Genomic DNA, 25829 nt, shown 5'->3' on the forward strand with positions numbered 1-25829 from the left:
CAGCACTCGGCCTGGGAGCCGTCCTGCTCGGGAACGCCCTCAAGACGCACACCAAGACCGACACACCCGCGACCGAGCGCGAACTGACCACCGTCGGCTGACCGCGCTCGTCGGCCCCACCCCGGCCACACCGAAACGACCGTGCACCCCGTCCTCCGTAGCGGACGGGGTGCACGGTCCTGTTGTTTCCGGAAGTCCGAAGGCCGGCTCTACGAGGGCGGCGCCATAAGTCCGGCGCTACGAGGGACCCGCCCCCCGATGCTCGGCCGCGATTCCGAACCGCTGCCGTTCGCGGGGAGCGGACGCCACCTCGCGGACGCTGGAGACCGCGCTGATCACCTGCTCCTCGGCGAGGTCCGCAGGCTCCCCGAGCTTCTCCAGTCGTTCGAGGTCAGAGGCGGACACAAGGGCGACGAGGGGCTTGCCGTGCCGCGTCACGACGACGCGCTCGCCGCCGTACACCACGCGATTGATCAGTTCGGCGAGCTCAGCCCTGGCTTGCGTCACCGGAATCTCGTAGGCCATGCTCCCCACATTACGTCATGTACGTCCTGTACATTTTTTACAGGCACCCCGGCAAGGGAGCGTGAGCCATGACCCGACCGACCGCCCGTCACGTGCTGCCCGAGTTCACCGAGCGCACGAGTCACGGCACCCGGACCCAGGACCCGTACTCGAAGCTGCTGGAGGAGCGCATCGTCTTCCTCGGCACGCAGATCGACGACATCTCGGCGAACGACGTGATGGCCCAGTTCATGTACCTGGAGCACAAGGACCCCGGCCAGGACATCTCGCTGTACATCAACTCGCCCGGCGGCTCGTTCAGCGCCATGACGGCGATCTACGACACGATGCAGTTCGTCACCTGCGACGTGGAGACGATCTGCCTGGGCCAGACAGGGGCATCCGGGGCGGTGCTGCTGGCCGCGGGCACCCCGGGGAAGCGCTTCGCGCTGCCGGGGGCCCGGATGGTGATCCACCAGCCGGGGCTGCCCGAGCCGATCGAGGGACAGGCGAGTGATCTGGCCATCCAGGCCGACGAACTGACGCGTATTCGGGCCCGCCTGGAGGAGTTGCTCGCCCGGCACACCGGGCGCAGCCGCGAGCAGGTGAACCGGGACATCGAGCGGGACAAGATCCTCAGCGCCCAGGAGGCGCTGGAGTACGGGCTGGTGGACCGGATCATCCCCAGCCGCAAGGCCACCCTCGCCCCGCCCACGGGGCGGTGATCGACCGGTGCTTCCACCCGAGTTGCCGCCGCTGCCCGCACTGACGCGCGCGGAGGGGGAGTTGATCGACCGTTACCTCGATGTGGTGGACCTGCTCGGCCGGATCAATCCGACCCGGCACGGCGACACCTACCGCGGACTGCGCGCCGCCCAGGCGCTCGTCGGCAAAGCGACCGAGCTGCGGGACGCGCTGGCGGTGATGCACCAGCGGGGCGAGACCGAACTGCACTCCCCCACGCTGGCGCGTGCGCTGCGCGTGCTGGACGGGGAACGCCGCACGGCCCGCGTCAGGGTGCCTCCGCGCTCCGACAGTTGACGATTGGTGCAGAACGATTCCGGACGCCTCGGCCCACGGACGAGGCGTCCGGATGGACGTCGAAACGAACCAAAAGGCGTACCCACTTTCGGCGTAGCAACCTGCCCTTTTACGCGCTCCTCCGGTTGCGCAACAGGCATGACCCCAAAGCGGAATGGAAGGCTCCATCGCTGGTCCGAGGCTCGTCGAGCAGCTGGACACCCGGTCGAACACGGGGGTGTCCACCCGAACGGGCGAGTGGTGAGTAACGCCACAAATCCCCGGTTCCGTTGGGTTTTTCGTTCATCCGTGCGTCAAGATCCCTGTCTGACGACAAGCCCCCGCCACAGCGGCGGGGCGGTCCGGGCGGACGCCGAGTCCTGCCGCCGCCCGGATGACCGGTCGACAGGAGTGGATCGGCAGGAGTGGAGGACCCGAGCAAGACGGGTCGCCGGAGCGGACGTTCGTTCGATCCGAGCAACCCTTGGGGTGAAGCCGCGGCAACGCGGCCGGGCAACTTCGCCAGCCCGAATCCGACAGGTCATCCTTCACAGGCGGCTGACGAAGGGTTGCGCATGACTGCGCTCAATCGTGTCCCGTCGCTCATGGCCCGAGCCGGTACGGCCTCGGCTCTCACCATCGCCGCAGTGGGCGGCTCGATCGTGGCGCCCGGCTTCGCCTCCGAGGCCGAAGCCGCCACGCCGGCGACCAAGGCACTTCAGATCGCGGCCTCCAAAAAGGGCTCCCCGTACAAGTGGGGGGCCACAGGTCCGCACAGGTTCGACTGCTCCGGGCTCACGCTGTACTCGTACAAGAAGGCGGGCAAGAAGCTGCCCCGTACGGCGGCCCAGCAGTACAACAAGACCCGCCACATCTCCGCCGGCAACCGCAAGGCCGGTGACCTGGTGTTCTTCCACTCGGGGTCGAACGTCTACCACGTCGGCATCTACGCCGGGAAGGGAAAGATCTGGCACTCCCCCAAGAGCGGGGACGTCGTGCGGCTGCAGAAGATCTGGACCAGGAGCGTCTGGTACGGCCGGGTCAAGTGACCTTCCCGGGGGCGGTGACGGCGGCCTGACGCGCCGTCACCGCCCCGGGGCACCGGACTGAGGGCCAGTCGTCGGAAAGGGCGTCAGACGGCCACCAGGGGCCCTGCGAGGAGCGCCACACCGAAGGCCGTCAGCGCGGCACCGGTGACGGTCGCGACCGTCCGTGCGACGCGCGGCCGGCGCAGCCACCTGCCGAGCCGGTCCACCAGCAGGGCGACGACCTGGAACCAGACGAGCGCGATCGCGACCACGATCAGCGCGAGCAGCAGTGTCCGGGGCAGTGCCGGGGCGCCCGCGGGCACGAACTGCGGCAGCACGCTGAGGAACGTGAGCGACGCCTTCGGATTGAGGGCATTGGTGACGAAGCCCTGCCGCAGCGGTCGCGCGGTGGAATCCTCCTGCGCGGCCTCGCCTTGCGCATGCCGCTGCCGCAGCGTCTGGACGCCCAGATACAGCACATAGACGCCGCCCACCACCTGGAGCGCGCGCAACAGCGCCGGGACGGCCGTCAGGACCGCGGCGACTCCCACCACCGCCAGCGTCACATGGACCAGCAGCCCGGCCCCGATCCCGAGCGCGCAGGCGATTCCGGCCCGGCGGGAGACGAGGGCGTTGCGTACGACGACGGTGAAGTCGGCCCCGGGCATGGCGACCAGGCCGGCTGAGACCCCGGTGAAGGCGATGAGCTGAGCGTCCATGCCGCCAGAGTGCCGTGCACAAGCCTTCAGCAGGTATTTCGAATATTCTGAGGAGTCCTAAAGCATTCGTTTAGGCCCTGGGAGACCCGCATGTACGACCCGACCCGACTCGCCGCCCTGGTGGCGGTCGCCGAGGCGGGTTCGATCACCCGGGCCGCCGAGCGGCTGGGCTACACCACGCCCGCGCTCTCCCAGCAGCTGGCCAAGCTGGAGCGTGAGGCGGGCACCGCCCTTCTGGTGCGGCACCACCGCGGGGCGCGGCTGACGGGTGCGGGCGAGCTGCTCGTGACCCGGGCGCGGCGGGTGCTCGACGAGTTGGAGCGGGCCCGGCACGAACTGGCCCGGCTGACCGGCCTGTCGGGCGGCACGCTCCGCCTGGGCACCTTCCAGACGGCCGGCATCCATCTGCTGCCGCCGGCCCTCAGCGCCTTCCGCCGGGCCCATCCGGACGTGGAACTGACCGTCACCGACTACGAACCCTCGGCCGGTGTCTCCGCCGTGGCGGCCGGCGAGGTCGACCTGGCCCTGACGCACGCCTATACACCGGGTGACCCGGTCCCGCTCCCCTCCTCCGTCGGCACCGAGCCGATCCTGGTCGAAGAGCTGGTCCTGGTCTCCGCCCCGGGCCACGCCCTCACCAGCGGAACCGCACGGCTGCCGCTGACCGAGCTCGCCGGGCAACCGCTGATCAGCATGGCCCCGGACGCTCCGGCCCGCCGGGGCGTCGAGGCGGCACTGGCCCGGGCCGGGGCCACGCCCTCGGTCCTGGTACCGACCCCCGGGTACCTCCTGGTCTGCGCGCTGGCCAGCGCGGGCCTCGGAGTAGCGGTCGTACCGGAGATGGTGGCGCGCACGTCGGTCACTCCGGTGGGGGTGCGCGCACTGGAGGGCGCGGAGCTCCGCCGTACGATCTCGGTCGCTTTCCGGAGCGACGAGGCCGCTCCGGCCACGGACGCCTTCCGAGCGTTGTTGCGCGGGACTTTCAACCGAGCTCAGCTGTCCTGACCTCAGGGGCGCGGGACTGTATCGATATGCGGCTCCGCCGCGCGGGCGCGACCAACCACGACGGGCCCGCAGCCGACAGCCAACCGACCGCGGCGCCGCCTTCACGGCCCTTCCCGCGGAGCGCTGGGCACGGCCTCCGCCGGAACGATCCACGGCAACTCGATGGAGACGGTCTTGCCGCCCTCGCGGGTGGGCCGCACTCTCAGCTTGCCGCCGCACTCCGCGGTCAGCCAGCGGATGATGACCATGCCGCGGCCGTTGTCCTGCTGGACGGCGGCCGGCAGCCGCTTGGGGAAGCGCGGGTGGCTGTCGGTGACGCCGATGCGCAGGTGTTCGTCACGGTCGAGCTCGAGGTCCACCGTGAAGGTGGGTGACTGACCGAGGGTGTGCTGTACGGCGTTGGTGGTGAGTTCGGAGACGATCAGCCGGATGGTGTCGGCCGTTTCCGTGTCCGGTGGCAGTCCCCACTCCGCGAGGGTGGTGACCACATAGGCCCGGGCCGCGGAGACCGAGGCGGGATCGCTCGGCAGAGTGACGGATGCTTCCAGGTGATCTGCCATGGCGACGTCGTCCCTTTCCCAACGGGACCGCAGTCCGACACGGAGCGGATGGTTCGAGTACGGTCCCGGACTGGTGCTTCGTCGCCAGACTGCCACTACCAGGGCCGTCAGGGTGCCGATCCACCAAGATATGCATATATCTGTCGCTCGATGCGGTGAACTCTGCGACGGCAGACCGTATTTGGGCGGCTCGGTTGGAGTAAGGAGTTGCCCATGCAGCACGGTCCCGCGGTGCGCCGCCGGAAACTGGGCGCGGAACTGCGTGCGTTGCGCACCGGGGCCGGGCTCACCAGTGGTGAGGCGGCCCGGCTGGTGGGCTGGCACCAGTCCAAGGTGAGCCGGATCGAGACCGGCGCCAGCGGGGTGAAACCGGCCGATGTGCGGTTACTGCTCGACGCCTACGGAGTGCAGGACTCCCAACTGCGTGAGTTGCTCCTGGTGTTGGCGGGATCGGACGAGGGTGGCGGGCGGCACCACTGGTGGCACGCGTACCGCGGAGTGCTGCCGCCGACGTACCGGGACTTCATCAGTCTGGAGTCCCAGGCGAGCGCGATGCGCACGCTGGAGACCTCCGTGGTGCCCGGGCTGCTTCAGACGCCGGAGTACGCCCGGGCGGTGACGCGGGCCGCCGTGGGCGGGTTGGACGACGCCGCCGACGAACGGCTCGACGCGCTGGTCGCGGTCCGTCTGGCCAGGCAGGACGTGCTGCACGGCGATCCGCCGCTGCAATTGAGCGCGGTGCTCGACGAGGCGGTGTTGCGCCGGGAGATCGGCGGACCCGCGGTGATGGCGCGGCAGTTGAGGCGGCTGATGGAGGCGGCGCGGCTGCCCCAAGTCCGGCTGCAGGTCCTGCCGTTCGCGGCCGGGGAGCACATCGGCATCACCGGGCCTTTCGTTATCTTCTCATTTTCGCGCACTTCTGATCTGGATGTGGTTGTTCTCGACCACTTGACGAGTAGCCTCTACCTCGAACGGAAAGAAGACCTCCAGGCCTACACGGAGGCCTTCAACGCTCTTCGGATCCACGCCCTTTCGCCCGAGGAATCGTTGGATTACATCGCCGCGATAGGCGGCGGCGCGTAAGGAGGCACCATGACCGCACTGCCTCGGAACGTACCTTCCACCACCGATCTGCACGGCGTGCGATGGCTGCGCAGCAGCTACAGCACGGGAGCGAACAACTGCGTCGAGACGGCACGGCCGCATTCCGGTCCCTGGACCGGGCTGCTCGCCGTGCGCGACTCCAAGGACCCGGCCGGACCCGCGCTGCTCTTCTCCCCCGAGAGCTGGGCGGGCTTCACGACCGCGTTCCAGTCCTGACCATTCCGATCAGTTCTGACCAACTCTGATCGACCGACTCTGATCAGTTACGCCAGGTACGGCGGCAGGGCCGTGTCACGCCGACTCATGGTCGTGTCTCGCCAATGACCCGTACAGCGCGTTCGATCTGCCCCTCGGAGAGGTCCGCGCGGGCGGTCAGCCTCAGCCGTGAGATGCCGTCGGGGACGGAAGGAGGACGGAAGCAGCCCACGGCGAGGCCTGCCGCCCGGCACTCGGCCGCCCAGCGCACGGCCCCTTCGGGGGACGGCGCGCGCACGGAGACCACGGCGGCGTCCGGACGTACGGCTTGCAGGCCCGCCGCAGTCAGCCGGGCGTGCAGTTCGTTCGCGACCGCGCGGGCCCGCGCCGCACGCTCCGGCTCGCGGCGCAGCAGTCTCAGTGCCGCCAGGGCCGCGCCCGCCGCCGCGGGGGCGAGGCCCGTGTCGAAGATGAACGTCCGGGCCGCGTTGACCAGGTGGTCGATCACCCGGGCGGGGCCGAGGACGGCTCCGCCCTGGCTGCCGAGCGACTTGGACAGCGTGACCGTCACGACGACGTCGTCGGCGCCCGCGAGTCCCGCCGCGTGCGGGGCGCCGCGGCCGCCGTCGCCGAGTACGCCGAGGCCGTGGGCGTCGTCGACGACCAGCCCGGCACCGTGTTCCCGGCTCGCCTCGGCGAGCCCGGCCAGCGGGGCGGCGTCGCCGTCGACCGAGAAGACGGTGTCGGACACGACGACGGCGGGCCCGTCGTGCGTGTGCAGCGCCTTGCGTACGGCGTCCGGTTCGGCGTGCGCGACGACCTGTGTGGTGCCGCGCGCCAGCCGGCAGCCGTCGATCAGCGAGGCGTGGTTCCCGGCGTCGGAGACGATCAGCGAGCCGTGCGGCGCCAGCGCGGTGACCGCGGCGAGGTTGGCCGCGTAGCCGGACGAGAAGACCAGCGCCGCCTCGAAGCCGCAGAAGTCGGCCAGCTCTCGCTCCAGCTCGGTGTGCAGTTCCGTCGTGCCGGTGACGAGCCGGGATCCGGTAGCACCGCCGCCCCACGTCCGGGCGGCCCGCGCCGCGCCCTCGGTGACCTCGGGGTGCTGGGCCAGGCCCAGGTAGTCGTTGCTCGCGAGGTCGAGGAGCGGCGAGTCGGCGGGGCGGGGACGCAGGGTCCGTACGAGTCCGGCGCGGCGGCGCAGCTCCGCCTGCTCGTCGATCCAGCCGAACGCCATGGCTCCTCCGGGCTTTTGTAGGCAGTGCACAGACACTAGTCGCACGGTCGGCCACCCACGGTGTGGCAATACCCACACATCGAAGTGACAGGGTTGTCCGAAGTCTCCTTGGCTCGGAGCCCCTCCGTACGTCAGGATCAGCTCCCATGGACCTGCTGAACACGCTGGTGGACAAGGGGCTTCGGCGCGAGCTGCCGACCCGCGAGGAGGCGCTGGCCGTCCTCGCCACTTCCGACGACGACCTGCTCGATGTGGTGGCCGCGGCCGGAAAGGTGCGCCGGCAGTGGTTCGGCCGACGGGTGAAACTCAACTATCTCGTCAACCTCAAGTCGGGCCTGTGCCCGGAGGACTGCTCCTACTGTTCCCAGCGGCTCGGCTCCACCGCCGGCATCCTGAAGTACACCTGGCTCAAGCCGGACGAGGCCTCCCAGGCCGCGGCCGCCGGTTTGGCGGGTGGCGCCAAGCGGGTCTGTCTGGTGGCGTCCGGGCGCGGCCCGACCGACCGTGATGTGGACCGGGTCTCCGACACCATCAAGGCGATCAAGGACCAGAACGAGGGCGTCGAGGTGTGCGCCTGTCTCGGTCTGCTCTCCGACGGCCAGGCGGAGCGGCTGCGCGAGGCCGGCGCGGACGCGTACAACCACAACCTCAACACCTCGGAGTCCACGTACGGGGACATCACGACCACGCACACCTACGCCGACCGCGTCGACACCGTGCAGAAGGCGCACGCGGCCGGTCTGTCCGCCTGCTCCGGCCTGATCGCGGGCATGGGCGAGAGCGACGAGGACCTGGTCGACGTCGTCTACTCGCTGCGCGAGCTGGACCCGGACTCGGTGCCGGTCAACTTCCTGATCCCGTTCGAGGGCACCCCGCTGGCCAAGGAGTGGAACCTCACCCCGCAGCGCTGCCTGCGCATCCTGGCGATGGTGCGGTTCGTGTGCCCGGACGTCGAGGTGCGCATCGCGGGCGGCCGTGAGGTGCATCTGCGCTCGATGCAGCCGCTGGCCCTGCACCTGGCCAACTCGATCTTCCTCGGCGACTACCTGACCAGCGAGGGCCAGGCGGGCAAGGCCGACCTGGAGATGATCGCGGACGCCGGGTTCGAGGTGGAGGGCGCCGACCAGGTGACGCTGCCGGAGCACCGGGTGGCGGCCGGGGGCGGCTGTGGCTCGCACGAGAGCGCGGGCTGTGGGTCCCAGGAGAGCGCCGGGTGCGGTGGGCACGAGAGCGCCGGGTGCGGGTCGCACGAGGGGGGCGGTATGTGCGGTACGACCACTGCCGCGCCGGCCGCCACCGAGGCGCGCACCGACCTGGTCGCCGTGCGCCGCCGGGGCGCCGGAACGGACCTCGCGCCCAATGCCTGACCCGCACCCCGTGCCCGACCTGACCGTGCCCGAGCTGCTGGAGCTCGACCGGCGGCACGTCTGGCACCCGTACGGCCCCATGCCCGGCCGCATCGAGCCGCTGGTCGTGGAGTCGGCCGGCGGGGTGCGGCTGAAGTTGGCGGACGGCTCGGGCGAGCTGGTCGACGGCATGTCGTCCTGGTGGTCGGCGATCCACGGCTACAACCACCCGGTGCTCAACGAAGCCGCGCGCGAGCAGCTGTCGCGCATGAGCCACGTCATGTTCGGCGGGCTCACGCACGAGCCCGCCGTACGGCTGGCGAAGCTCCTTGTCGACATGTCGCCCGACGGGCTGGAGCATGTGTTCCTCGCCGACTCCGGTTCGGTGTCGGTCGAGGTCGCGGTCAAGATGTGCCTGCAGTACTGGCGTTCGCTGGGCCGCCCCGGCAAGCAGCGGCTGCTGACCTGGCGCGGCGGCTACCACGGGGACACCTGGCAGCCGATGTCGGTGTGCGACCCCGAGGGCGGGATGCACGAGCTGTGGACCGGCGTGCTCCAGCGCCAGGTCTTCGCCGACCCGCCACCGACGGAGTACGAGGAGTCGTACGCCGACCGTCTGCGGTCGCTGGTCGAGCGGCACGCGGACGAACTGGCCGCGGTGATCGTCGAGCCGGTGGTGCAGGGTGCGGGCGGGATGCGCTTCCACTCCCCCGCGTATCTGCGGGTGCTGCGGGAGGCGTGCGACGCGCACGACGTGCTGCTGGTGTTCGACGAGATCGCGACCGGGTTCGGACGCACGGGCGCGCTTTTCGCGGCGGAACACGCGGCGGTGACGCCGGATGTGATGTGCGTGGGCAAGGCGCTGACCGGCGGCTACATGACGATGGCGGCCACCTTGTGCACGTCTCGCGTGGCCGACGGGATCTCGCGGGGCGAGGTGCCGGTGCTGGCTCACGGCCCGACCTTCATGGGCAATCCGCTGGCGGCCGCGGTCGCCTGCGCCTCGATCGAGCTGCTGCTCGGCCAGGACTGGCCGGCCGAGGTCAAACGGATCGAGGCGGGGCTGCGGGACGGGCTGGCCCAGGCGTCGGACATTCCGGGCGTGAAGGATGTCCGAGTGCTCGGCGCCATCGGGGTCGTACAGCTCGACCACGACGTGGACATGCAGGCGGCGACCGCCGCCGCCGTACGTGAGGGCGTGTGGCTGCGGCCGTTCCGCGACCTCGTCTACACGATGCCGCCGTACGTCACCGGTGACGCGGACGTGGCACGGATCGCCCGCGCGGTGTGCGCGGCGGCGCGGGAGGGCTGAGATGCCGGTACTGGTGATCACGGGCACGGGCACGGAGGTCGGCAAGACGGTCACGACGGCCGCGGTCGCCGCGGCCGCGGTGGCGGCGGACCGGTCGGTGGCGGTGCTGAAGGCCGCGCAGACGGGCGTGCGGCCGGACGAGCGCGGCGACGCGGAGGAGGTGGCGCGGCTCGCCGGTGCCGTGACGGTCGCGGAAGTCGCCCGGTATCCCGAGCCGTTGGCGCCGGCGACGGCCGCGCGCCGGGCCGGCCGCCCTCCGGTCCGCCCCCACGAGATCGCCGAGGCCGCAGCGAAGCTGGCCGCCGAGCACGACCTCGTCCTGGTGGAGGGGGCGGGCGGGCTGCTCGTCCGCTTCGACGAGGCGGGCGGCACGCTGGCGGACGCGGCCGAGCTGATGGCGGCACCGGTCCTGGTCGTCGCGTCGGCGGGGCTGGGCACGCTGAACACGACGGAGCTGACGGCCCGTGAACTGCGCGGTCGGCGGCTGGACCTGCTCGGCGTGGTGATCGGCAGCTGGCCCGAGGCACCGGATCTGGCGTCGCGTTGCAATGTCGCGGATCTGCCGGAGGTGGCGGGGGCGCCGCTGTTGGGTGCCGTGCCGGCGGGTGCGGGGGCGCTCTCGCCCGCCGACTTCCGTGGCGCGGCGCCGGGTTGGCTGGCTCCGCGGCTGTTCGGGACGTGGGACGCGGACGGGTTCCGGGTGCGGGAGGCGCCCTGACGCATGCCCACGGGTGACGCCGTCGGCGATGTCAGACCCTCGTGCCATGCTCGGATCATGGTCAATGCAGACGCGGTCACCGAGTGGGACGCCCTGATCGGCGCGTGGGACGAGATCCGGCACGGCTACTACCTGGGCGATGCGCCGGCGAGAGTACGGGAGTGCGCGAGGAGCCTCGAGGCGAGCGTGGCGGCGGCCGGGCCGGACACGGCGCTGTGGACTCTCGGGCTGGTGCTCATAGGCCCCTACGTGATCTACGCCTACCCGGACGCGGAGGCCGAGGCGCACGTGCTGAAGGCGATGGGTGCCGTGGAGCAGGCGCTCGGGCAGACGCCCTGCGCCCATGACGAGCATCCGTGTGACGACATCGAGGGCGATGACGAGCTGGACAACTTTCGGTACGTCCTGGACATGCTGGCCCACCCGGAGCGGGAAGCCGCCGGTGCAGCGGCCCCGACCGATGGCGAGCTCTGGCCCGACGACGAGTCGGACACCTGGTTCGAACGCCGGATGACACGGGAGATATGGGCCTGCCCCCGGAACCTCGCCGGGTTCGCCCGCGCCTTTACCGAGGCCTAGTCGGCTCGCTCTCGCCGCTCCCGTCCCTCTCCTCGACGATCCGCACCAGTTCGATGCGCGAGCGGATTCCCAGGCGGGTGAAGACGCCGCGCAGGTGGTGGTCGATCGTGCGCGGGCTCAGGGCCAGGCGGGCGGCGATCTCCCGGTTGGTGGCGCCCTCGGCGGCCATGCGGGCGACCAGGAGCTGTTGGGCCGTCAGACGGCCGGCCGGGGCGTTGGGGCCGGGCCGCGCGGCGCCGGCCGGGGTGCCCAGCGCGCGGAGTTCGGTGCGGGCCTGGTCCGCGCAGTGCGGGGCGCCGAAGGAGTCGAACGCCTCCAGGGCGCTGTGCAGGCGGTCGCGTGCCTCCGTACGGTGGCGCAGTCGGCGCAACGCGCTGCCGAACAGCAGTTCCGTGCGGGCGCGTTCGAAGTCGCGTGTGCCGTGGGAGTGCAGGTCGAGTGCCGTGCGGTAGTGGTCCACCGCTTCCTCGCCGGGTGCGAGCAGGGCGCGACAACGGGCGCTGAGCGCCAGGTCGTCGGGGCTGCGCACGGTGCTCGCCCAGCGGTCGTAGTCGGCGTGCGCGACACGGGCGACACGGGTGTCGCCGGTGCGGACGGCGGCCTCGACGTAGTGCGGGGTGGCCAGGTGGCGGACGGCCCGGTGGCCGTGGCCGGGGCCGAATCCGGCGAGGGCACGCAGTCGGGCGGCCGCGGCGGCGAAGTCGCCGGTGCTCAGGTCGAGGAAGGCGAGCGCCCACTGGGCGAGGGCCGCGGGCAGGCCCAGGCCTCGGGCGAGGGCGTACGACCGTGCGGTCGCGGCGCGTTCGCGGCAGACGTCGGCGTCTCCGGTGAGCGCGGCGAACATGGCGAGGGCGGCCTGCAGATGACAGGCGCCGTTGTCCTGCCCCGTGGCGTGGGCCTGCCACAGGGCGTCCGTCGCAGTGGCCTCGCCGGCTCTGGGGCGCCCGGTCCAGAAGTCGGCGTACGCACGGAACTCCATCGCCTGCGGTACGGCCACCGGGACGCCCCGCGCCCGGGCGGAGGCGGCCGCGCGGACGGTCGCGGTGGCCGCACGGGTGTGGTCGCCGAGGAGCAGCTCGGCGATCCCGGCGTGGATGAGGACGGTGGGGTCGCTTCCCGGCTCGCACTGCCCGGCGGCCCCCTTCAGCAGGTCGCGCGCGTCCTCGTAGCGCCCGTCGAAGGCGGCCACGAGCCCGCTCAGCGTGCCGGGCGGCGCGACGCCGAGCCGATCGGCCACGCGGGCGGCCTCGCGCAGGCGGCGAATGTCTCCGGTGTAGATGGCGGCTTCGGTGGCCCGGGCGAGGAGGTGGGCGGTGGGGTCGGGGGTGGAGTCAGGGGCGGGCGCCACGGCTGTGGCTGACGCGGCGGGGTCGGGGGTGGGATCCTCGGCGACGGCCGTGGCCTTGGCCACCGCGGTGGAGTCAGCGGCGGAGGCGGGGGCGGAGGCGCAGGCGTCCACGTCTGACGACTGCACAGGGCCCGCGGCTGCCGCGGTGGCGCAGGCGTCACCGGCCGACGACCGCACAGAGCCCGCGGCAGCGGAGGCGGAGGCGGAGGCGGAGGCGGAGGCGGAGGCGGAGGCGGAGGCGGAGGCGGAGGCGGCCGAGGGTACGGGAGCCTTGCCGACGGAGGGCGTCACCCGCCCAGCAGCGGTGCGCGTCGGGGGCGGGCAGGTCACCGCCGTCAGCAGGGCGTCGAACGCCTCCGGCGCGTTCCCCGCCCGAAGGGCGAGCACCCCGTTCAGCGCGTCGTCGGCGCCTGCGGCAGCCAACCCGCGCGCCCGGTCCCCGTCGCCCGACTGCCAGGCGTAGGCGGCGGCCCGGGCGACCAGGCGGGCCTGCTCGGACGGGTCGGGGCACAGTTCGGCCGCCCGTTCCGCCAGCGCCCGTGCCAGGGACAGCCGACCCGCCTCACCCGCCTTTGCCGCGGCGGCGCCGAGTTCCGCCGCCAGCCGTCCGCTGGGGCCGACCGCCCCCGCACCCCGGTGCCAGGAACGCCACGGCGTCTCCGCTTCGCCGCCGAGCACCCGGGCCAGCAGACGGTGCACGTCCCGGCGGTCGGCCGGGGAACCCGTCTCGTAGGCCGCGATCCGCGCCCAGGCGTCGCGGAACACCACCCCGCCCGCTCCGGCGTGCGCGAGGCCGGCCGCCTCGGCGGCGTCCAGGGGCCGGATGTCGAGGCGGGCGGCCATGACGGCGCGCAGGAAGGCGTCGGTGGGGACCGGGTACTGGTCGGCCGCGGCGAGCAGCAGCAACAGGCGGGTGTCGTCCGGCAACGCCCTTGTCTCCGCCCGGCGTTCGCGCAGCAGGGCCGGGGCCAGCTCCGCCGGTGTCGTCGGGAGCGGGTCGGTGCCCGCAGCCTGCCGGTCGGTCAGGCGCGGGACCAGTTCGGCGGCGGCGCGCACATCGCCGTACACGGCACGCAGCACCCGTACGCGGACGCCCTCGGGAAGGGCGGCGGCCGGCTGTCGCCACTGGTCCGTGAACCGCGGTGGCGAAGTGCGGTCGAGGGGCGGGGGGTTCACCGGAGTCACCACACAAATGACGTTACTGGCGAGTTAATTGAACCGTAAAGACCGGCGATTTCACCGATGCGGCGCGCGTAGACCCGGCTCGACACTCCTGACAACCCCACACGTTTCAGGAGGCATCATGCAGCGCCGCACGCGTCGCATGGCCACGGCCCTCACGGCCCTGGCCTCATCGCTCCTTCTGTCACTCTCCCTCTCCCCCACACCCGCGCACGCCGCCACCCACGACCCCGTCGTCTTCGTGCACGGCCTGAGCAGTTCGGCGAGCAGCTGGGACGACTGGATCGGCTACTTCAAGGCCGACGGCTACACCTCGGCCGAGCTGAACGCCGTGTCGTACGACTGGGCCAAGTCGAACGCCACCACCGCCCAGCAGCTCTCGACCGAGATCAGAAACGTGCTCGCCCGGACCGGTGCCTCGAAGGTCGACCTCGTCGTCCACTCCATGGGCGCGCTCAGCTCCCGCTACTACCTCAAGAACCTCGGCGGGACGTCGTACGTCGACGACTTCGTCTCGACGGCCGGCACGAACCACGGCACCTCCACCGCCTCGTGGTGCGCGTGGCTGTACACCTCCTGCGCGGAGATGAACACCGGCAGCTCGTTCCTGACCGCCCTGAACTCCGGTGACGAGACTCCGGGCAGTGTGTCGTACGCCAGCTACTGGTCGAACTGCGACGACGCGCTCACCCCGGACACCACAGCGATCCTCAGCGGTGCGACGAACGTCGAGGTCGGGTGCGTCTCGCACACCGACATGAACAACGACCACGGCGTGTACGAGCAGGTCAGGGACTTCATCGGCTGAGGCCGGGCCCGCCTGAAGGACAGCCGTACGACAGCCGTACGACAGCCGTACGACAGGCTGACGACCGCCACAGCGACAGCGGGGGTGCGCCGGTCCCGGACGGGGGAGAATCGGGAGTGAGTCCCGTCCCGCCCGCCCGGGAGGTCCCCATGGCCCTACGGTCCCTACGGTCCGCCGGTTCCGGCAAGGTGCCGCGGGATGCCGTGCACCATCCGCTGTTCGCCCGCTTCTACGCCCGGATCAGCGTCAACGCCGAGACACGCATGGGCATGGGCGACGTCCGCGACCGGCTGCTGACCGGGCTGTCCGGCCGAGTGATCGAGATCGGCGCGGGCAACGGTCTGAACTTCGCCCACTATCCGCGTGCGGTCTCGGAGGTCGTCGCCATCGAACCGGAGCGGCTGCTGCGGAAGTTGGCGGTGGAGTCCGCGCTGCGGGCCGGGGTGCCGGTGGACGTGGTGCCGGGCGCGGCGGAGGCGCTACCGGTCAAGAGCGAGGCCTTCGACGCGGTGGTGCTCTCGCTGGTGCTGTGCAGCGTGCGGGACGTGCCGCGGGCGCTCGGTGAGGTACGGCGGGTGCTGCGGCCCGGCGGTGTGGTGCGGTTCTTCGAGCACGGCCGGGGCGGCGGGCGGGCCATGCTCCTCACGCAGCGCGCGCTGGACCGGACGGTGTGGCCGCTGGTGAGCGGCGGCTGCCATGTCTCGCGCGACCCGGTCGCGGCGCTGCGCGAGGCGGGGTTCGAACTCGGCCCCCACCGGCGGGTGATGATGCCGGAGAAGGGGCCGGTGCTCCCCTCGTCGTACTGCGTGCTGGGCACGGCTTGGCGGCCGGCGGAGGAGCAGCCCGGCTGATCACGGGCTCCGCTTCACCGACTCCGTTTCACAGGCTCCACTGGCGCAGTTCGCGCGCGATGTCCTCGACGGAGGCGTCACCACTCTTGACCAGGCGTGCCAGATCGCGCACCTGCTCGGGCGAGGTGACGACCTTGAGGCCGCTGGCCACCAGGTAGGCGTAGGCCACCGCGGAGGCGAACAGCGCGTTGGAGCGCTCCAAGGCCGGGACGTGGATGAGCAGTTGGAGCAGGGCCGCCGCACGGGCCTGCGGACTGTCGTAGACGGGGACATCGAATATCTCCGCCTGATGTCGGGCGACGGCGGCGACGAGAGCGCCCCAGTCGGTGATGTGAGGGTCCCCCGGTGTCCTCTTCTCGGCGAGCATCAGCAGCCAGGCAAGGTCGACGTTCAGATTGCTCAAGGGATCAGCGACGACCTTCGCGCTCCGCGCCGAACTCCTCGGCGAAGACGGACTCGTACTGCTTCATGAAGTCGGCGGCGGCGTCCACGAACGTGTGACCGACCTCCCCGGTGTCCTTGCGGACCAGCTCCTCTATGTAGCGGTTGACACTCATGCCGCGGGCCAGGGCACGTTCGCGTGCCGCGCGGGCCGTGCCCTCGTCGACTCTCACGTTCAACTGGGTCTTCGCCATACTTCGAAGCTAGCGCGCCGGTGCTAGCACCGGCAAGGGGCAGCCGAGAGGCCGGAAGGTGCCCCTTACATCGAAATCAGGGGCCCGACCTGGGGCGGAGAGCGACCGGGACCTTGGGCGGATACCGGATGTGCGGTGGATCACATTAGGCTCGGCTGGGCGAGGAGTCCGTTACGTCCGCGAGGAGGCGGCCTTGTCCACAGCAGCTGCGGAGCACGTCCCGAGCCCTGCGCCGGCCGACGGGACCGCGGCCCGCGCCCGCGGCCTGACCAAGGCGTACGGCTCGGGCGAGACGACGGTACTGGCCCTCGACGCGGTGGACGTGGACATCGCGCGCGGCCGGTTCACGGCGGTCATGGGCCCGTCGGGTTCCGGGAAGTCCACGCTGATGCACTGTCTGGCGGGCCTCGACAACGTCTCGGCGGGGCAGGTGTGGCTGGGCGACACCGAGATCACCGGGCTGAAGGAGCGCGAGCTGACCCGGCTGCGGCGGGACCGGATCGGGTTCATGTTCCAGTCGTTCAACCTCATCCCGACCCTGAACGCGGCCGAGAACATCACCCTGCCCATGGACATCGCGGGCAGGAAGCCGGACGAGAAGTGGCTGGACCAGGTCATCGACACGCTGGGCCTGCGGGACCGCCTGGGGCACCGGCCCGCGCAGCTCTCCGGCGGCCAGCAGCAGCGCGTCGCCTGCGCCCGTGCGCTGGCCTCCCGGCCCGAGCTGATCTTCGCGGACGAGCCGACCGGCAACCTCGACTCGCGGGCCGGCCTGGAGGTGCTCGGCTTCCTGCGGGAGGCCGTCGACCAGCTGGGGCAGACCGTCGTCATGGTCACCCACGACCCGGGCGCCGCCGCCCACTCCGACCTGGTGCTCTTCCTGGGGGACGGCCGGATCGTGGACGAGATGGAGCGGCCGACGGCGGAGGCCGTCCTGGAGCGCATGAAGCGCTTTGACGTGATCCGCGGCCAGTTCGACGGCAGCGGTCCCGCTCCGGGCGCGGTCCCGGCCGACGGCCCGTCGCCCGAGGAGCGCTGACCCCGTGCTCAAGGCGACGCTGCGCAGCTTCCTCGCCCACAAGGGGCGGCTGCTGCTCTCCGCCCTGGCGGTGATCCTGTCCGTGGCGTTCGTCGCGGGCAGCCTGATCTTCTCGGACACCGTCAGCCGCACCTTCGACCGGCTCTTCGCCTCGACCGCCGCCGATGTCACCGTCACCCCGAAGGAGACCCTCGACGAGACCGTGCCCTCCGGGCAGACCCTGACCCTGCCCGCCTCGCTCGCCGACCGGCTCGCCCGGGTCCAGGGCGTGGCGGCGGCCCGCGCGGAAGTGGACGTGGACGGCCTCACCGTCGCCGACGAGGACCGCGAGTCGGTGGGCCCGACCACGGGCGCCCCGACGATCGGCACCGCCTGGAACCCGACCGAGCGCAGCCCCGTGGAGCTCACCTCCGGCCACGCCCCCGAGGGCGACTCGCAGGTGCTGATCGACGCGGACACCGCCGACAGCAAGGACGTGCGGATCGGCGACCGTCTCACGGTCATCGGGCAGGAGGGCTCCTTCCCGGTCGAGGTCGTCGGCATCGCCACCTTCACCACCACCAACCCCGGCGCCGCCCTGGTCTTCTTCGACCCCGAGACCGCGCAGACGAGGCTTCTCGGCGACCCGCGGGCGGCCACCGCCATCTCGGTCGACGCGGGCGAGGGCGTCAGCGACACGGAGCTCAAACGGCGCGTGGCCGACGCCCTCGGCACCGACGCGGGCACCTACGAGCTGCGCACCGCCGAGGAGCAGGCCGAGTCGGACGTCGACCAGCTGGGCGGGTTCCTCGACATCATCAAGTACGTCATGCTCGGCTTCGCCGGGGTCGCCGTACTCGTGGGCGTGTTCCTGATCGTCAACACGTTCTCGATGCTGATCGCCCAGCGCACCCGCGAGCTGGGTCTGCTGCGCGCGCTCGGCGCGGACCGGCGTCAGGTGCGGCGCTCGGTCCTCACCGAGGCGCTGCTGCTCGGGCTGGTCGGCTCGACGCTGGGCCTCGCGGCCGGTATCGGGCTGGCCGTCGGGCTCATCGAGCTGATGGGCCTGATGGGCATGAACATCAGGACGGCCGAGATGGTCATCGGCTGGGGAACGCCGGTGGTCGCGTACGTCGTCGGCCTGGGCGTCACCTTCGTCGCGGCCTACCTCCCGGCCCGGCGCGCTGCGGGCGTCTCACCGATGGCGGCCCTCGCGGACGCCGAGATCGCCGACATCGGGCGGCCGCTGCGGCTGCGCGCGGTGGTGGGCTCGGTGGTCGGCGCGGCCGGTGCGGCGGCGCTCGTGGGGTGTGCCGTGTCGTCCGAGACGTCGTCGGCGGCATCCCTGCTGGGGCTCGGTGTCCTGCTGACCCTCATCGCGACCGTGATCGCGGGACCGCTGCTCGTACGGCCCGTGATCCGGGTCCTCGGCGGGGCCTTCCCGACGTTGTTCGGCCCGGTCGGCCGGATGAGCCAGCGCAACGCCCTGCGCAATCCGCGCCGCACCGGAGCCACGGCCGCCGCCCTGATGGTGGGCCTCGCGCTGGTCGGCGGGATGTCGGTGGCGAGCGCCTCGATGACCAAGTCCTTCGACCAGCAGATCGACAAGACGCTGGGCGCCGACTTCGTGGTGCAGAACAGCAACTTCGTGCCCTTCCCACGGGAGATCACCGACAAGATCCGGGACACCGAGGGCGTGGGGCTCGTCGTACGCTCGCAGTTCACGACCATCGCCGTGCGCCTCCCGGACGGCGACCGCGTGAAGACGACGGCCGCGGGCTACGAACCCGAGCTCGACAAGGTCGCCAACATCACCTACGCGCGGGGCGACTCCGCGGCCGCGCTCGCGGACGGGCACCTCGCCATGGACAAGGACTTCGCCGAGGACCACGGCGTACGGGTCGGCACCACCCTCCCCGTCGACTTCCAGGGCGATCGCCGGGCCGAGCTGACGGTGAGCGCCCTGACCGACCAGGAGTCCGCCGAGGGGTTCGGCGCGCAGGGCGGGATCTACTTCGGCCTGGACACGCTGGAGAAGTACGCGCCAGGCGGGCAGGACGCGGCCGTTTATGTCAACGCCGCCTCCGGTACGAGCCCGGACGACCTGCGGGCCGGCCTGGAGAAGACGCTCGACCCGTACCCCCAGGTGCAGGTCCGGGACATCGCCGACTACAAGGACCTGGTGCACGACCAGATCGCCGTCCTGCTCTACCTCGTCTACGCCCTGCTCGGCCTCGCGATCATCATCGCGGTGCTCGGTGTGGTGAACACCCTCGCGCTGTCGGTCGTCGAGCGCACCCGGGAGATCGGCCTGCTCAGGGCCATCGGGCTGGCCCGGCGGCAGCTGCGCCGGATGATCCGGCTGGAGTCGGTGGTGATCGCCGTGTTCGGCGCGGTCCTCGGCCTCGCGCTGGGGCTGGTGTGGGGTGTGTGCACCCAGCAGGTGCTGGCTTTGCAGGGCATGACGGCGCTGGCGATCCCCTGGGGCACGATCGTGGCGGTGGTGATCGGCTCGGCGGTCGTGGGCATCGTGGCGGCGCTGCTGCCCGCGTTGCGTGCATCGCGCATGAATGTGCTGGCGGCCATCGCGCACGAGTGATGGAATCGCGGGCAGGCACTCAAGTTCCTTGCGGATGAGGAGAGTTCATGTCGCGACCGGATGGCCCGCGCCCGTTCCGCTTCGGCGTCAGCCTGATCACCCCCGCCCCGGCCGACGAGTGGCGGGCCAAGTGCCGCCGGGCCGAGGAACTCGGCTACGACGTGATCCTGGTCCCCGACCATCTGGGCATGCCCGCGCCGTTCCCGGCCCTGGTCGCGGCGGCCGAGGCGACGGAGCGGCCGCGGCTGGGCACGCTCGTGCTCAACGCGGGGTTCTGGAACCCGGCCCTGCTCGCCCGGGAGGTGGCGACGACCGACGCCCTGACCGGCGGACGGCTCGAACTCGGGCTCGGTGCGGGCTATGTGCGGACCGAGCACGACACGGCAGGTCTGCCCTTCGGCAGTCCCCGTGAGCGGGTGGACCATCTGCGGCGCACGGTCGAGGAGCTGGAGCGGCTGATCGGCTCGCAGGAGTTCCCCCACTCTCGGCTTCGCCCGAGCGGGGGCACCCCCATGCCGCAGCCGGCTCAGCAGCCGCGCGTACCGCTGCTGATCGGCGGAAACGGCGACCGCGTCCTACGGCTGACCGCCGAGCACGCCGACATAGCGGCGTTCGGAGGCGCGTACCCGGACCCGGAGAGCACGACCGGCCGGCTCATCCCCGTCACGGCCGAGCAGTTCGACGAACGGGTGGCCCGTTACCGGAAGTTCGCGCAGGGCCGGGCGGAACCGGCGGAGCTGAACCTGCTGCTGCAGATGGTGGCCGTCACGGAGGACCGCGCGGGCGCGGTCCGGCCCCTCCTCGACCGTGTTCCGGAACTGACTCTGGAGCAGGTCCTGGAGCTGCCGATCCTCCTGGTCGGCGCCTTGGAGCAGATCGTCGAGCAGGTGCTGGCCCAGCGGGAGCGGTACGGGTTCTCGTATCTGACCGTCCTGGAGCCGTATATGGAGGCGTTCGCGCCGGTGATGGAGCGGCTGCGCGGCAAGTAGCCGTCCGGATAGTGGAATTGCGCGTCCCGCCTCGTCGCCCGTGATGGGATCACGGCATGACTGATCTGCGCATACGGCCCGCGACGGCCGCCGACCTCGACACGGTGCTGGCCTTCTGGAAGACGGCCGCCGAGGGTACGAGCATCAGCGACGACCGGGACGGCGTGGAACGGCTGGTCGACCGCGACCCCGAGGCGCTGATCCTGGCGGAGCTCGACGGCGAGCTGGTCGGCACGGTGATCGCGGGCTTCGACGGCTGGCGCTGCCATCTGTACCGGCTGGCGGTGCACCCCGAGCGGCGCCGCCGGGGCATCGGCTCGGCACTGCTGACCGCCGCGGACGAGAGGTTCGTACGGCTCGGCGGGCGCCGCGGTGACGCGATGGTGCTGCAGCGCAACGAGACCGCGCACCATGCCTGGCGCGCGGCTGGGTACACGCCCCAGGAACAGTGGCGGCGGTGGGTGAAGCAGCTCACGGACTGATCGCCGGGTGATCAGGCATCGATCACCCGGCAGGAGCACTTTGCTCACCCTTTACTATTGGAAGGTCACTTCGGTCCTCCAATGAAAGGTGTGAGCGTCCGCCCATGGGCGAGCCTCCCAGTACCCGACATCGCGCGTTCCTCCCCACCGTGTCCGACCATGGGACGGAGGTGACCCGATGACCGAAGTGATCCTCCTGCTGGTGGCGATCCTGCTGTCGCTCGCCTGCGGTGCCTTCGTCGCGGCCGAGTTCTCGCTGACCACGGTCGAGCGCAGCGAGCTGGAGCGGGCCGTGGAGCGCGGCGAGCGCGGCGCCGTCGGCGCCCTCAGGGCCGTACGGAATCTGACGTTCCAGCTCTCCGGCGCCCAGCTCGGCATCACGGTCACCAACCTGGTCGTCGGCATGCTCGCCGAACCGTCGATCGCCGCGCTGCTCGCGGGCCCGCTGGAGTCGATCGGCGTCTCCCGCTCGACGGCGAGCTCGATCGCGCTGGTGATCGGTACAGCCCTGTCGACCATCGTGCTGATGGTGGTCGGCGAGCTGGTGCCCAAGAACTGGGCGATCTCCTCGCCCCTGGCCGTGGCCAAGACGGTCGGGAACGCGCAGCGCTGGTTCAGCGCGGTCTTCCGCCCCTTCATCACCCACCTCAACAACACGGCTAACCGCATAGTGCGCCGCTTCGGCGTGGAACCCACCGAGGAGCTGGCCGCCGCGCGCGGCCCCCAGGAGCTCGCCGCCCTCGCCCGGCACTCCGCCCGGGAGGGCGCCCTGGAGGCGGACACCGCCGAGCTCTTCGTACGGACCCTGAACCTGGCCGATCTGACCGCGGAGAACGTCATGACCCCCCGCGTCCAGGTCATCGCCCTGGAGGCCCAGGCGACCTGCGAGGACGTGGCGAACGCGACGCGGGCGACCGGGCTGTCCCGGTTCCCCGTCTACCGCGGCACCCTCGACGCGGTCGTGGGCACCGCGCACATCAAGGACATCCTGACGGTGCCCGCCGAGCGCCGGCCCCGCGTCTGTGTCGCCGAGCTGATGCGCGAGCCGCTCCTCGTCCCCGAGACGCTCACCGTGGACCGGCTCCTCGACCGGCTCTCCGGCAAGCGCACCATGGCCGTGGTCATCGACGAGTACGGCGGTACGGCGGGCGTCGCCACGCTGGAGGACATCGTCGAGGAGGTCGTCGGCGAGGTACGCGACGAACACGACCCGCACGAGACGCCCGACCTCGCCCATGCGGGCAGCGACGACGAGGGCCGGGCGCTGTACTCGGCCGACGGGTCGGCGCGGGTGGACCAGCTCGCGCGCGTCGGGCTGAGGGCACCCGAGGGGCCGTACGAGACGCTGGCCGGTCTCGTCGCGGCCGAGCTCGGCCGCATTCCCGAGGTCGGTGATCTTGTCGAGGTCGTCGGCTGGCGGCTCGACGTGGTGGACGCCGCGGGCCGCAGGGCCGCGCGGGTGCTGCTGCACGCACCGCTCGACGACGAGGCGACCGACCACGAGAAGGAGGGCGGACGATGACCGCCGTACAGCTGCTCATCGGTTTCGCGACGCTGGTCGTCAACGCTTTCTTCGTGGGCGCCGAGTTCGCGCTGATCTCGGTGCGCCGCTCGCAGATCGAGCCGTACGCCGACCAGGGCGACCGGCGCGCCAAGAGCGTGCTGTGGGGTCTGCAGCACGTGTCGGCGCTGATGGCGGCCGCGCAGCTGGGCATCACGCTGTGCACGCTGGTGCTCGGTGTGGTCGCGGAACCCGCGATCGAGCATCTGCTGGAGCCGGTGTTCCACGCGGTCGGCGTGCCGGAGAGCGCCGGGCACGCGGTGTCGTTCGTGATCGCGCTGGCGCTGGCCACGTATCTGCACATGCTGCTCGGTGAGATGGTGCCGAAGAACATCGCGCTGGCCGAGCCGGTGCGCAGCGCCCTGCTGCTCGGTCCGCCGCTGGTCGCGCTCTCCCGTGCGCTGCGGCCGGTGATCTTCACGATCAACGCGTTCGCCAACACTCTGCTGAAGCTGCTGCGCGTCGAGACCAAGGACGAGGTCACCGCGACCTTCTCGGACGCCGAGCTGGCCCGCCTGGTGCGGGACTCGGGCGAGGCCGGCCTCATCGACGAGCGCGCGCGGGAGCGGCTGCACGACGCTCTGGAGCTGGGCCGCCGGCCGGTGCGTGACGTGGTGCTTCCGCTGGAACGGGTCGTCTACGCGCGCGTGGGCGTCACGCCGGAGGAGCTGGAGCGGCTGTCGGCCGAGTCGGGCTTCTCCCGGTTCCCGGTCGTCGACGAGGCCCGCCGCATCGTGGGCTATCTGCATGTGAAGGACGCGCTGGACGCCTCCCCGCGGGACCTGCCGTTCCAGGTGCGGGACATGCGGCCCATCGCGCGCGTGCGGGAGAGCACGCCGCTGGACGACGTGCTCACGGCGATGCGGGGCAGCCGTACGCATCTGGCGGCCGCGCTCGGCGGCGACGGCCGGCTGGCGGGGCTCGTGACCATGGAGGACGTGCTGCGGGAGCTGTTCGGACAGCGGGCCTGACGGCTGGGATCCGCCTGAGTGCCGGGCTCTGCTCGAGCGCCGGGTCCAGGCGGGTTCGAGACCGACCGACCGATGGGTATGGAGCCGGGTTACCATCTCTGTCGCCATGCAGACGAACCCCACTCACACCAGCCTGGTCGCGGTCGGCGACTCCTTCACCGAGGGCATGTCGGACCTCCTCCCGGACGGCTCCTACCGGGGCTGGGCCGACCTCCTGGCCGGGCGGATGGCCGCCCGCACGCCCGACTTCCGGTACGCCAACCTCGCGGTGCGCGGGAAGCTGATCCGGCAGATCGTCGACGAGCAGGTCGACGTGGCGGCCGCGATGGGCGCCGACGTGATCACGCTGGTCGGCGGGCTCAACGACACGCTGCGGCCCAAGTGCGACATGGGGCGGGTGCGCGGACTCCTGGAGGAGGCCGTGGAGAAGCTCGCCCCGTCGTGCCGGCAGCTGGTGCTGATGCGCAGCCCGGGGCGGCAGGGGCCGGTCCTGGAGCGGTTCCGGCCGCGCATGGAGGAGCTGTTCGCCTGCGTCGACGAGCTGGCCGAGCGGCACGGAGCGATCGTCGTCGACCTGTACGGGGCACCGTCGCTCGGCGACCCCCGTCTGTGGGACGTGGACCGGCTGCATCTGACGGCCGAGGGGCACCGCCGGGTCGCGGAAGCGGTGTGGCAGGCGCTCGGCTACGACCCCGAGGACACCGAGTGGCGCACCCCGATGCCGGCCACGCTGCCGCCGGGGTGGGCCGCCCGGCGTGTCGCGGACGCGCGGTTCGCCCGGCGGCATCTGCTGCCGTGGATCGGGCGGCGGCTCACGGGACGCTCGTCCGGAGACGGGCTGCCACCGAAGCGGCCGGAACTGCTGCCGTACGAGGGCCCGGCGTAGCCGCGGACAGGGGAAAGCGCCCGGTGGTCCTTCGTGGGGTACCGGGCGCTGTCCCAGGTGTGCGCGCTACTGCTGACGCGCGGCCCGGCTTCGCCGGTACAGGAAGGCTCCGCCGACCAGCAGCGCCCCACTGCCGATCACGCCGCCGACGATGGCTCCGGTGTTGGTACCGGTCTCGGGCATCTGGGGGTGCTCCGGCTTCGCGGGCGGCTCGGACGGGGCCGGCTCCGGCTTGTGGGGAGGCTCGCTGGGCTCGCTGGGCGAGGGTTCGGGGGTCTGCGGCTCCTTGCCGTAGCCGTCCGGCTCCTCTTCGCCGTAGCCGCTCGACTCCTCCTTGCCGTAGCCGTAGCCGCTCGACTCCTCTTCGCCGTAGCCGCCCGACTCCTCCTTGCCGTAGCCGTAGCCGCTCGGCTCCTCCTTGCCGTAGCCGCCCGACTCCTCCTTGCCGTAGCCCTTCGGCTCTTCCTTGCCGTAGCCCTTCGGCTCCTCCTTGCCGTAGCCGTGGTCCTTCGGCTTCTCGGCGCCGTACCCGTGGTGCTTCGGCTCCTCCTTGCCGTAGCCGTAGCCGTGGTCCTTCGGCTTCTCGGCGCCATAGCCGGAGTTGCCATATCCGGAGGTGCCCTGCTCGTAGGTCCCGTGTTCGTAGGTGCCGTGTTCGGACGCGGGCTCCGGGTAATCCGGCGAGGTGAATTTGTCATTCAGCTCATAGAATTTGTCCCGCATCGCGCCGAACTTTTCCTGCATCTGGCCGAATTTCTCCTCCAGCCCTTCCGGCCCGTCCGAGTCCCATGGATCCGTACGGCCCGACAGCGCAGCCGCGGAGTTCACCACGGTCCCCTGCATACGCGGGGCGGCGGACGCCCACGTGCCGGATAGTGACAGGGCGCTCGTCGCGGCGGCGGCCACGATCAATCCCCTGGTCAGGGCCTGTCGCATTCTCGTTGTCTTTCTCTCAGGCGGAATGGGGAAGCCAACGTCGGTCATTGACGCGATCTTGTCGATTACCGGGATTTTGCGAGGTCATCGCAGGAGCCGTGATGCCGCACGTTCAAACTCGCCACGACCCGCAGACTATGAACGAGACAGGCGGGTCCCAGAAACCAGGACGCGTCGATGTCCAGGGAATTCACCCGATCGCCGGGTATGCGGCCGGCGGCCTCACTCCAATGGCGACA

At 71.5% G+C, this 25829-nt stretch carries 27 protein-coding genes and 1 riboswitch; of the genes, 19 read left to right on the top strand and 8 right to left on the bottom strand.

The genetic code is table 11. The features are described 5' to 3' along the window. Positions 1–237: 237 nt before the first annotated feature. A complete protein-coding gene (locus ACIREI_RS32060; RefSeq protein ID WP_403340215.1) occupies positions 238–525 on the bottom strand; it encodes a type II toxin-antitoxin system Phd/YefM family antitoxin in 288 nt (95 codons plus the stop codon). Between the two features lie 68 nt (positions 526–593). On the opposite strand from ACIREI_RS32060, the gene ACIREI_RS32065 reads away from it, so the two are divergent. The 3 genes from ACIREI_RS32065 (at position 594) to ACIREI_RS32075 (ending at position 2573) form a co-directional block, all read left to right on the top strand. After that, complete coding sequence (locus ACIREI_RS32065; RefSeq protein WP_403340218.1) at positions 594–1229, top strand: ATP-dependent Clp protease proteolytic subunit; 636 nt, start codon at positions 594–596, stop codon at positions 1227–1229. 7 nt (positions 1230–1236) lie between these two features. Further along, entirely contained in the window at positions 1237–1545 is a 309-nt protein-coding gene (locus ACIREI_RS32070) for a hypothetical protein (protein ID WP_403340221.1), read from the top strand. A gap of 340 nt (positions 1546–1885) precedes the next feature. Beyond that, positions 1886–2096, top strand: a riboswitch (cyclic di-AMP (ydaO/yuaA leader). A 3-nt stretch (positions 2097–2099) separates the two neighbouring features. After that, positions 2100–2573 (top strand): C40 family peptidase, encoded by a 474-nt coding sequence (locus ACIREI_RS32075; protein WP_302002591.1) that lies wholly within the window; start codon positions 2100–2102, stop codon positions 2571–2573. 83 nt (positions 2574–2656) lie between these two features. Here ACIREI_RS32075 and ACIREI_RS32080 read toward each other — a convergent pair whose 3' ends face one another. Then, positions 2657–3271: a LysE family translocator gene (locus ACIREI_RS32080; protein ID WP_403340224.1), complete on the bottom strand. Its 615-nt coding sequence runs from the start codon at positions 3269–3271 to the stop codon at positions 2657–2659. 90 nt (positions 3272–3361) lie between these two features. Between ACIREI_RS32080 and ACIREI_RS32085 the strand changes: the two genes are divergently transcribed. Continuing rightward, complete coding sequence (locus ACIREI_RS32085) at positions 3362–4276, top strand: LysR family transcriptional regulator (RefSeq protein ID WP_403340227.1); 915 nt, start codon at positions 3362–3364, stop codon at positions 4274–4276. 101 nt (positions 4277–4377) lie between these two features. Here ACIREI_RS32085 and ACIREI_RS32090 read toward each other — a convergent pair whose 3' ends face one another. Then, complete coding sequence (locus ACIREI_RS32090; RefSeq protein WP_403340230.1) at positions 4378–4836, bottom strand: ATP-binding protein; 459 nt, start codon at positions 4834–4836, stop codon at positions 4378–4380. A 213-nt stretch (positions 4837–5049) separates the two neighbouring features. Between ACIREI_RS32090 and ACIREI_RS32095 the strand changes: the two genes are divergently transcribed. Together ACIREI_RS32095 and ACIREI_RS32100 are read left to right on the top strand one after the other, a co-directional pair. After that, positions 5050–5919 (top strand): helix-turn-helix domain-containing protein, encoded by an 870-nt coding sequence (locus tag ACIREI_RS32095; protein ID WP_403340232.1) that lies wholly within the window; start codon positions 5050–5052, stop codon positions 5917–5919. Between the two features lie 9 nt (positions 5920–5928). Next, positions 5929–6156: a DUF397 domain-containing protein gene (locus ACIREI_RS32100; protein ID WP_403340234.1), complete on the top strand. Its 228-nt coding sequence runs from the start codon at positions 5929–5931 to the stop codon at positions 6154–6156. An 85-nt stretch (positions 6157–6241) separates the two neighbouring features. Here ACIREI_RS32100 and ACIREI_RS32105 read toward each other — a convergent pair whose 3' ends face one another. Continuing rightward, on the bottom strand, positions 6242–7369 hold the full coding sequence (locus tag ACIREI_RS32105; RefSeq protein ID WP_403340236.1) for an 8-amino-7-oxononanoate synthase: 1128 nt from the start codon (positions 7367–7369) through the stop codon (positions 6242–6244). Positions 7370–7515: 146 nt separating this feature from the next. Between ACIREI_RS32105 and bioB the strand changes: the two genes are divergently transcribed. From bioB to ACIREI_RS32125, 4 genes are read left to right on the top strand one after another with little or no spacing between them, the layout of a single operon-like run. Next, positions 7516–8736: a biotin synthase BioB gene (gene bioB, locus ACIREI_RS32110; protein WP_403340238.1), complete on the top strand. Its 1221-nt coding sequence runs from the start codon at positions 7516–7518 to the stop codon at positions 8734–8736. Next, positions 8729–10027, top strand: a complete 1299-nt coding sequence (locus ACIREI_RS32115) for an adenosylmethionine--8-amino-7-oxononanoate transaminase (protein ID WP_403340240.1) — start codon at positions 8729–8731, stop codon at positions 10025–10027. The genes bioB and ACIREI_RS32115 overlap by 8 nt, the downstream gene beginning before the upstream one ends. 1 nt (position 10028) lies before the next feature. Continuing rightward, positions 10029–10745 carry a dethiobiotin synthase gene (gene bioD, locus ACIREI_RS32120; protein WP_403340243.1) on the top strand — a complete coding sequence of 239 codons (717 nt, stop codon included), beginning with the start codon at positions 10029–10031 and terminating at the stop codon, positions 10743–10745. Positions 10746–10802: 57 nt separating this feature from the next. After that, positions 10803–11324: a hypothetical protein gene (locus ACIREI_RS32125; RefSeq protein ID WP_403340245.1), complete on the top strand. Its 522-nt coding sequence runs from the start codon at positions 10803–10805 to the stop codon at positions 11322–11324. Here ACIREI_RS32125 and ACIREI_RS32130 read toward each other — a convergent pair. Beyond that, on the bottom strand, positions 11311–13857 hold the full coding sequence (locus ACIREI_RS32130; RefSeq protein ID WP_403340685.1) for a LuxR C-terminal-related transcriptional regulator: 2547 nt from the start codon (positions 13855–13857) through the stop codon (positions 11311–11313). The two genes, ACIREI_RS32125 and ACIREI_RS32130, sit on opposite strands and share 14 nt — an antisense overlap. Before the next feature lie 118 nt (positions 13858–13975). Between ACIREI_RS32130 and ACIREI_RS32135 the strand changes: the two genes are divergently transcribed. Then, positions 13976–14662 carry an esterase/lipase family protein gene (locus ACIREI_RS32135; RefSeq protein ID WP_403340248.1) on the top strand — a complete coding sequence of 229 codons (687 nt, stop codon included), beginning with the start codon at positions 13976–13978 and terminating at the stop codon, positions 14660–14662. 149 nt (positions 14663–14811) lie between these two features. After that, positions 14812–15513: a class I SAM-dependent methyltransferase gene (locus tag ACIREI_RS32140; RefSeq protein WP_403340251.1), complete on the top strand. Its 702-nt coding sequence runs from the start codon at positions 14812–14814 to the stop codon at positions 15511–15513. A gap of 28 nt (positions 15514–15541) precedes the next feature. On the opposite strand, the gene ACIREI_RS32145 is transcribed toward ACIREI_RS32140, so the two are convergent. Further along, complete coding sequence (locus ACIREI_RS32145) at positions 15542–15916, bottom strand: fic family toxin-antitoxin system, toxin component (protein WP_403340252.1); 375 nt, start codon at positions 15914–15916, stop codon at positions 15542–15544. A gap of 4 nt (positions 15917–15920) precedes the next feature. Then, complete coding sequence (locus ACIREI_RS32150; protein ID WP_062704383.1) at positions 15921–16148, bottom strand: antitoxin; 228 nt, start codon at positions 16146–16148, stop codon at positions 15921–15923. 193 nt (positions 16149–16341) lie between these two features. On the opposite strand from ACIREI_RS32150, the gene ACIREI_RS32155 reads away from it, so the two are divergent. The 7 genes from ACIREI_RS32155 (at position 16342) to ACIREI_RS32185 (ending at position 24654) form a co-directional block, all read left to right on the top strand. Then, the gene (locus ACIREI_RS32155; protein ID WP_403340254.1) at positions 16342–17187 is read left to right on the top strand and encodes an ABC transporter ATP-binding protein; all 846 of its coding nucleotides are present in this window, start codon (positions 16342–16344) and stop codon (positions 17185–17187) included. 4 nt (positions 17188–17191) lie between these two features. Continuing rightward, on the top strand, positions 17192–19765 hold the full coding sequence (locus ACIREI_RS32160; protein ID WP_403340256.1) for an ABC transporter permease: 2574 nt from the start codon (positions 17192–17194) through the stop codon (positions 19763–19765). 47 nt (positions 19766–19812) lie between these two features. Then, positions 19813–20754 (top strand): LLM class F420-dependent oxidoreductase, encoded by a 942-nt coding sequence (locus ACIREI_RS32165; protein WP_403340259.1) that lies wholly within the window; start codon positions 19813–19815, stop codon positions 20752–20754. Positions 20755–20810: 56 nt separating this feature from the next. Next, positions 20811–21236 carry a GNAT family N-acetyltransferase gene (locus tag ACIREI_RS32170; protein WP_403340262.1) on the top strand — a complete coding sequence of 142 codons (426 nt, stop codon included), beginning with the start codon at positions 20811–20813 and terminating at the stop codon, positions 21234–21236. Positions 21237–21414: 178 nt separating this feature from the next. Continuing rightward, entirely contained in the window at positions 21415–22758 is a 1344-nt protein-coding gene (locus ACIREI_RS32175; protein WP_403340264.1) for a hemolysin family protein, read from the top strand. Next, positions 22755–23768, top strand: a complete 1014-nt coding sequence (locus ACIREI_RS32180) for a hemolysin family protein (RefSeq protein WP_403340266.1) — start codon at positions 22755–22757, stop codon at positions 23766–23768. The genes ACIREI_RS32175 and ACIREI_RS32180 overlap by 4 nt, the downstream gene beginning before the upstream one ends. 106 nt (positions 23769–23874) lie before the next feature. Continuing rightward, entirely contained in the window at positions 23875–24654 is a 780-nt protein-coding gene (locus ACIREI_RS32185; protein WP_403340269.1) for an SGNH/GDSL hydrolase family protein, read from the top strand. 66 nt (positions 24655–24720) lie between these two features. On the opposite strand, the gene ACIREI_RS32190 is transcribed toward ACIREI_RS32185, so the two are convergent. Continuing rightward, positions 24721–25590, bottom strand: coding sequence for an LPXTG cell wall anchor domain-containing protein (locus ACIREI_RS32190; RefSeq protein ID WP_403340272.1), 870 nt, complete (start codon positions 25588–25590; stop codon positions 24721–24723). Between the last annotated feature and the right edge of the window lie 239 nt (positions 25591–25829).

This window comes from Streptomyces sp. NPDC093591 (genome assembly GCF_044764885.1).
Classification (GTDB): Bacteria; Actinomycetota; Actinomycetes; order Streptomycetales; family Streptomycetaceae; genus Streptomyces.